Here is a 6,896-nt window from a genome sequence, read left to right as displayed (position 1 = left end):
GAGCGTCCCCGGGCTTCGGGGAGGACGTGTGGCGCGGCCCGAGCGGGCGGGCGGTGCGGTGCCGGATCCCGTCGGCGCAGGATCACGTCTGCGCAGGATCCCGTCGGCGCAGGAGCGGCCGGTGACCATAGCGACGACCCGACGATCACCCGCCGGATCTGCCGCTGACGGGCCCCGAGGGAACGGCAAAGGCCCCGCCCCCGGGCGAACCGGGGACGGGGCCTGCGTCGAGACCGGCGGACGGAGTCCGTCAAGAAGTCAGAAGCGGCGCGTGATCAGTGCGCGCTTGACTTCCTGGATCGCCTTCGTGACCTCGATGCCACGCGGGCACGCGTCGGTGCAGTTGAAGGTCGTGCGGCAGCGCCACACGCCGTCCTTGTCGTTCAGGATCTCCAGCCGCTGCTCGCCGGCCTCGTCGCGCGAGTCGAAGATGAAGCGGTGCGCGTTGACGATCGCCGCCGGGCCGAAGTACTGGCCGTCGTTCCAGAACACCGGGCACGAGGACGTGCACGCGGCGCACAGGATGCACTTGGTGGTGTCGTCGAAGCGCTCGCGGTCCTCGGCCGACTGCAGACGCTCGCGCGTCGGCTCGTTGCCCTTGGTGACCAGGAACGGCATGACATCCCGGTACGCCTGGAAGAAGGGCTCCATGTCGACCACGAGGTCCTTCATCACCGTGAGGCCCTTTATGGCCTCGACGGTGATCGGCTTCTCGGGGTTGATGTCCTTGATCAGCGTCTTGCAGGCGAGCCTGTTCTTGCCGTTGATCCGCATCGCGTCCGAGCCGCAGATGCCGTGCGCGCACGAGCGACGGAACGTCAGCGTGCCGTCGAGGTCCCACTTGATCTTGTGGAGACCGTCGAGCACGCGCTCCTTCGGGTCGATCTCGATCTGGAAGTCCTGCCACTGAGACTCGTCGGAGATCTCGGGGTTGAAGCGGCGGATCCGGAAGGTGACCGTGATGAAGGGCGAGGCCGCGGCCGCGGCCTCCATCTTGTCCATGGTCGGGGTGGCCATCAGTACTTACGCTCCATCGGCTGGTAGCGGGTGACGACGACGGGCTTGTAGTCCAGCCGGACCGAATCCTTGCCGTCGTCGCCGACCTCGCGGTACGCCATGGTGTGGCGCATGAAGTTGACGTCGTCGCGGTTCGGGTAGTCCTCGCGGTAGTGACCGCCGCGGGACTCCTTGCGCGCCAGCGCGGACACGGCCATGACCTCGGCCAGGTCGAGCAGGTTGCCCAGCTCGATGGCCTCCAGCAGGTCCGTGTTGAAGCGCTTGCCCTTGTCCTGGACGGACACGTTCTTGTAGCGCTCGCGCAGCTCCGCGATCTTCTCGACCGCGGTCTTGATGGTCTGCTCCGTACGGAACACCATCACGCACGCGTCCATCGTCTCCTGGAGCTCCAGACGTAGTTCGGCGACCCGCTCGTTGCCCGTGGAGTTGCGCAGCTGCTCGACGAGGTCGGTGACCTGCTGCGCCGGGTTCTCCGGGAGCTCGACGTAGTCGTTCTCCTGCGAGTACCGCGCCGCGGCGATGCCGGAGCGCTTGCCGAAGACGTTGATGTCCAGGAGCGAGTTGGTGCCCAGGCGGTTCGCGCCGTGCACCGACACGCACGCGACCTCGCCGGCCGCGTACAGACCCGGGACGACGGTGGTGTTGTCCGCCAGGACCTCACCCTCGACGTTGGTCGGGATGCCGCCCATGGCGTAGTGCGCGGTGGGCTGGATCGGGATCGGGTCCGTGTACGGCTCGATGCCCAGGTAGGTGCGCGCGAACTCGGTGATGTCCGGGAGCTTCGCGTCGAGCTGCTCCGGCGGAAGGTGCGTCAGGTCCAGGTACACGTGGTCACCGGCCGGACCGCAGCCGCGGCCCTCACGGATCTCGGTGTAGATGGAGCGCGAGACGACGTCACGGGACGCGAGGTCCTTCATGACCGGCGCGTACTTCTCCATGAAGCGCTCGCCGTCCTTGTTGCGGAGGATGCCGCCCTCACCGCGGGCGCCCTCCGTCAGCAGGATGCCCATGCGCCAGATGCCCGTCGGGTGGAACTGGAAGAACTCCATGTCCTCCAGCGGCAGGCCGCGGCGATAGCAGGCCGCCTGGCCGTCACCCGTGAGGGTGTGCGCGTTGGAGGTCACCTTGAAGAACTTGCCGGTGCCGCCGGAGGCGTAGATGACGGCCTTGGCCTGGAACACGTGGATCTCGCCGGTGGCGAGCTCGTACGCGACCACACCGGCCGACTTCTTGACGCCGTCCTCCTCCACCAGAAGCTGGTCCAGGACGTAGAACTCGTTGAAGAACTCCACGCCCTCCTTGACGCAGTTCTGGTAAAGGGTCTGGAGGATCATGTGACCGGTGCGGTCCGCGGCGTAGCAGGACCGGCGGACCGGGGCCTCACCGTGGTTGCGCGAGTGGCCGCCGAAGCGGCGCTGGTCGATGGTGCCGTCCGGGGTGCGGTTGAACGGCAGGCCCATCTTCTCCAGGTCGAGGACCGCGTCGATGGCCTCCTTCGCCAGGATCTCGGCGGCGTCCTGGTCGACCAGGTAGTCACCACCCTTGACCGTGTCGAAGGTGTGCCACTCCCAGTTGTCCTCTTCCACGTTGGCCAGCGCGGCGGCCATGCCGCCCTGCGCGGCGCCCGTGTGGGAGCGGGTCGGGTAGAGCTTCGTCAGCACCGCGGTGCGGCTGCGCTTCGTCGACTCGATGGCGGCGCGCATGCCCGCGCCACCCGCGCCGACGATGACGGTGTCGTACTTGTGGATCTTCATTGGTTTCGCCTCAGCCCCGTTGCCTAGCGGATGTTCGGGTCGAAGGTGAAGATCACCAGCGTGCCCAGAAGGATGGTGAACACCGTGGCGGTGTAGAGCAGGCCCTTCAGCCACAGCCGCGTGTTGGCACGCTCCGCGTAGTCGTTGATGACGGTACGCAGACCGTTGGCGCCGTGCAGCATGGCCAGCCACAGCATCAGCAGGTCCCAGACCTGCCAGAACGGGGACGCCCAGCGGCCGGCCACGAAGGCGAAACCGATCTTGGACACGCCGCCGTCGAGCACCAGCTGGATCAGCAGGTGGCCGATGACCAGGACGACGAGCACGATGCCCGAGAGGCGCATGAAGAGCCACGCGGCCATCTCGAAGTTCCCGCGGGTCGAGCGCGGGGTCTTGCCGGTCCGCTTGCGCGGGGCCTCGATGTAAGGCGCCGGGTTGTCGACGTCGTAGAGGGACACACCCTCCACGTCACCGACGCCCTTTTCGAAAGAAGTGTCAGAAGACATGCGTGTCACTTCCCGAACAGTTCAAGGTAGGCGTGGCCCAGAACGGGGTACAGAGCCCCGCCCATCAGCACGATCCAGGTGACCACGACGGTCCAGAGCATCTGCTTCTGGTAGCGCGGGCCCTTGGACCAGAAGTCCACGGCGATGACACGGAGACCGTTGAGCGCGTGGAACAGGATGGCGGCGACGAGGCCGTACTCCAGCAGCGCGACGATCGGAGTCTTGTAGGTAGCCACGACATCGTCGTACGCCTCGGGGGAGACGCGGACGAGAGCGGTGTCGAGGACGTGTACGAACAGGAAGAAGAAGATGAGGACGCCGGTGACTCGATGAGCCACCCAGGACCACATTCCTTCCCGGCCGCGGTACAACGTTCCAGCCGGCACGGAAAACCCTCCGGAAGCGGGGCGGGGGCCAGCCGGCTTCTTTGTCGGTCGGGCCCGGCCGGGTACGGTCCTCCGGCCCCGGACATCGTAGCGACGCTTTGTCGGTTCCCTTGCGCGGGGGCCATCGGTGTGATCAAACAGGCACGTACGGGCTATCCCACAGGGGCGAATAGCCCGATTTCCGTGGCAGTCAGCCCATCCGACAAGGTCAGCCAGCGTGTCAGATCCCAGAGCCGGGCCTGTGCGACACGGCGCAGCTCGTCCGCGGAGATCGAGCGCTCCTCGTCGACCTCGTGGCCCATCCTCCGGCGGATCGCGCCCAGCAGCTGGTCGGCCTGCTCCTCCGGCGGGTGTCCGTCGAGGTAGATCACGAAGGCGTGGCCGAACTTCCGTTCGTACTCCGCGTGAGCCGCGTCGAGGGCCAGCAGGGCGGCGTACGGTGCCCCGTGGTCCAGCTCCGCCGAGCACTCCGCGGCCAGCGCCTCGGTCAGATCGCCCTGCGAGAGGTCGTACGAGGCCTCGTCGGCGGCGGCGAGCAGGGCGGCGGGATCCGGGTAGGGCCGGTGCGCCGCCACCCGGTGCGCCCAGCGTCGGCTGCCGCAGCACTGCAGCAGGACGGCTTGGGCGACTTCGGGGGACAGGGCGTTGAACCGAGCCAGTCCGAAGCCGTGAGAAGGAGTGGAGCTTGCCCCGGGTCCGGTCCGCGAGGTGCGCCCTGGGGCCTGTGCCGGAAGGTGGCTGGACAGCAGGGGGCTCCTCGGGGCGCGGCGGGGGTGTACCGCCACGCTATCGACGCAGGGCAGGGTGTGTCGTACCGATTCGAGGATTTCACCCGGAAGTGAGCCGAAAGGATGACGTGAGCGCCACGGGAAGGCATGGTGAAGGTTCGGGGAGGGGAGGAGGGCGACCGAGGCCGCCACCCCCCACAGGAGAGGCCCCGGCCGCCATCCGTCACGGGCTCGTGCGACAAGCCCGTACCCATGTCAGCGCCACGGGTGCGTTTTGTGTCACACCTCGCTCCGCACAGGATTGGTTGCGCGTTGTATCACTCGTGGACGAGAGGTACTTGAAAGCCGTAACGTGCTGATTTGCGCCACACGTACAGGACAGTGAACGGGTTGGGGACTTTGCTGGGGGACGACGCGGAGCTGACCGCCGCGGTGCTCGCGGCACAGGACGGCGACGAGAACGCGTTCCGTGCTGTGTACCGCGCCGTGCACCCACGGCTGCTCGGGTACGTACGCACGCTCGTCGGGGACGGCGACGCCGAAGACGTGACCTCCGAAGCCTGGCTGCAGATCGCCCGCGACCTGGACTCCTTCACCGGCGACGCCGACCGCTTCCGCGGCTGGGCCGCCCGCATCGCCCGCAACCGCGCCCTCGACCACATCCGCATGCGCGGCCGCCGCCCGGCCATCGGGGGCGACGACACCGAGCTGACGAGCTGGGCCGCCGAGTGCGACACCGCGGGCGCCGCCATGGAGGCCCTCTCCACCGGCCGCACCATGGCGCTCATCGCGCAGCTTCCGCAGGACCAGGCAGAGGCCGTCGTCCTGCGGGTCGTGGTCGGCCTGGACGCCAAGAGCGCGGCCGAGACCCTGGGCAAGCGGCCCGGCGCCGTACGGACCGCGGCCCACCGGGGCCTGAAGAAGCTGGCCGAACTGCTCGGCCCGGAGGGCGGCTTCGAGCCCGACCCGGACACCGGCGCGGGCCCGGGCTCGGCGGTCGGCCATAATGCCCGTGGCCAGGCATGGGGCGGCGGGGGCGGGAGGGATCTCGACGCCGTACCCGCGCAGCGCGGCCGGGGCGCGGGCTTCGTAGAACAAACCGGTGTGACGGATTCACGTTGGCGGACGCAGAAGGACATGTGATGGCCGACGAGCGCAACAGGTGGCTGGACGAAGCCGCGGCGGAAAAACTGCTGCGCGGCGAACCGGTGGAACCTGTGGGGCCGGCCGCCGATCAGCGTGCCCGCACCGAGGCGGCCCGGCTGCGTGCTGCCCTGGACGCCCTGGGTGGCGTGAACGCGCCGCTGCCCGCGGGCACGGAACTGCCCGGTGAGGCCGCGGCGGTGGCCGCCTTCCGTACGGCCCGCGGCGGCGCGCGCCCCGCCGCGGCTCTTCCCGCGGCGGCTCCGTCCGACGAGCCCCTGGTCGACCTCGGCCTCATCGTTCCCGCGCCCGCCCCCCGGCGCCGCCGCGCCGTGAGCTTCGGCCTGGCGGCGGCCCTGGCCAGTGTCGCCGTGGGCGGACTGGCCGCCGCGGCGGGCGCCGGGCTGCTGGAGCGGTCCCGGCACGACAGCGCGGGACCCGGTCCGGCGGTGTCCGTGAGCGCCGGCGAGGACCCGGCCCAGGGCATCGGCAGCGGAGCGCCGAGCGCCGGTCCGAAGCCGACGCCCACCCCGCAGCCGAATGGCTCGAATCCGACGGCCGTCGCGGGCACGACGCAGCCGCCCGGGACGGACGGGCGGGCCGCGACGCCCGGGACCGGCGCGGGCGCCGGCACCTCCTCGGGCGCGTCGGCGACGGCCGGCTCGGGCAAGGACGTCCAGGGCGGCACGGGCGCCACGGGCGGCATCGGTGGCAGGGACGGCGACCGGGACACCTTCGGTGGCGGCGGTACGGGCGGCAAGGACCCCGACCGGGAGGCCGAGACCCTCCTCAAGGTCGCTGACCTCTGCACGGAGTTCAAGGCGGGCAGGCTCGACGAGGCGCGCCGTGACCGGCTCTCGCGCCTGGCCAACGGCCTCACCCGGATCCCCGACTACTGCAAGTCGGTGCTCGACGACGGGGACGCCGGCGGCCAGCGAAGCGACACCCAGCTGAGGGGCGGGACGCTCCGGGCGCCGACCGTGACGCCGACGCTTCCGCGGGGTTCGTCCGACCTGCGCACCGGCCGCTGACACATGTGCTGACCTGCCTGTAACACTTTTCGAACCGGCGGCGCAGTACATATCGAGCCGACTGGTCATCGGCCGCGCATGAGCCGGGGTTCCCCCCGTACCCCTGGGCTCTGCGCAACCGGCGCGGGCGGGGCACGTTCCCCCGGCCCCGTCCGCGCCTCTTCTCCTCCGGCCGTGGCCGGCAGTGTGGCCGCTACCAGTAGATGACGACCTTGTCGCCGTTCTTCACCTCGCCGAACAGAGCCGCGATCTTCCCCTCGTCCCGGACGTTCACACAGCCGTGCGAGGCACCGCTGTACCCGCGGGCCGCGAAGTCCGAGGAGTAGTGCAC

General features: G+C 69.8%; 8 protein-coding genes. 2 read left to right on the top strand and 6 right to left on the bottom strand.

The window, feature by feature from the left end; translation table 11 throughout:
* Positions 1-258: 258 nt before the first annotated feature.
* The 5 genes from ACWGIU_RS24905 to ACWGIU_RS24885 form a co-directional block, all read right to left on the bottom strand.
* A complete protein-coding gene (locus ACWGIU_RS24905; protein WP_453709240.1) occupies positions 259-1,017 on the bottom strand; it encodes a succinate dehydrogenase iron-sulfur subunit in 759 nt (252 codons plus the stop codon).
* Entirely contained in the window at positions 1,017-2,771 is a 1,755-nt protein-coding gene (gene sdhA / locus ACWGIU_RS24900) for a succinate dehydrogenase flavoprotein subunit (RefSeq protein ID WP_453709238.1), read from the bottom strand. The genes ACWGIU_RS24905 and sdhA overlap by 1 nt, the downstream gene beginning before the upstream one ends.
* 23 nt (positions 2,772-2,794) lie before the next feature.
* Positions 2,795-3,277 (bottom strand): succinate dehydrogenase hydrophobic membrane anchor subunit, encoded by a 483-nt coding sequence (locus ACWGIU_RS24895; protein ID WP_376159330.1) that lies wholly within the window; start codon positions 3,275-3,277, stop codon positions 2,795-2,797.
* Positions 3,278-3,282: 5 nt separating this feature from the next.
* Entirely contained in the window at positions 3,283-3,663 is a 381-nt protein-coding gene (sdhC, locus tag ACWGIU_RS24890; protein WP_301367063.1) for a succinate dehydrogenase, cytochrome b556 subunit, read from the bottom strand.
* A gap of 152 nt (positions 3,664-3,815) precedes the next feature.
* Entirely contained in the window at positions 3,816-4,448 is a 633-nt protein-coding gene (locus ACWGIU_RS24885; RefSeq protein WP_453709236.1) for a 2-oxo-4-hydroxy-4-carboxy-5-ureidoimidazoline decarboxylase, read from the bottom strand.
* Between the two features lie 342 nt (positions 4,449-4,790).
* Between ACWGIU_RS24885 and ACWGIU_RS24880 the strand changes: the two genes are divergently transcribed.
* Positions 4,791-5,534: an RNA polymerase sigma factor gene (locus tag ACWGIU_RS24880; protein WP_453709244.1), complete on the top strand. Its 744-nt coding sequence runs from the start codon at positions 4,791-4,793 to the stop codon at positions 5,532-5,534.
* On the top strand, positions 5,534-6,565 hold the full coding sequence (locus ACWGIU_RS24875; protein WP_453709234.1) for a hypothetical protein: 1,032 nt from the start codon (positions 5,534-5,536) through the stop codon (positions 6,563-6,565). The genes ACWGIU_RS24880 and ACWGIU_RS24875 overlap by 1 nt, the downstream gene beginning before the upstream one ends.
* A 193-nt stretch (positions 6,566-6,758) precedes the next feature.
* On the opposite strand, the gene ACWGIU_RS24870 is transcribed toward ACWGIU_RS24875, so the two are convergent.
* A partial coding sequence (locus ACWGIU_RS24870) for a L,D-transpeptidase (protein WP_453709242.1) occupies positions 6,759-6,896 on the bottom strand: 138 nt, incomplete at its 5' end.

It is taken from the genome of Streptomyces sp. NPDC054840 (assembly GCF_053611065.1).
The sequence above is the reverse complement of the archived record's forward strand: the minus strand, read 5'-3'. Positions and strand labels throughout refer to the sequence as shown.

Bases quoted from the DNA above. Each gene is read 5' to 3' on its own strand.
- ACWGIU_RS24905 (WP_453709240.1), bottom strand. From the start codon at position 1,017: ATGGCCACCCCGACCATGGACAAGATGGAGGCCGCGGCCGCGGCCTCG.
- sdhA (WP_453709238.1), bottom strand. From the start codon at position 2,771: ATGAAGATCCACAAGTACGACACCGTCATCGTCGGCGCGGGTGGCGCG.
- ACWGIU_RS24895 (WP_376159330.1), bottom strand. From the start codon at position 3,277: ATGTCTTCTGACACTTCTTTCGAAAAGGGCGTCGGTGACGTGGAGGGT.
- ACWGIU_RS24875 (WP_453709234.1), top strand. From the start codon at position 5,534: ATGGCCGACGAGCGCAACAGGTGGCTGGACGAAGCCGCGGCGGAAAAA.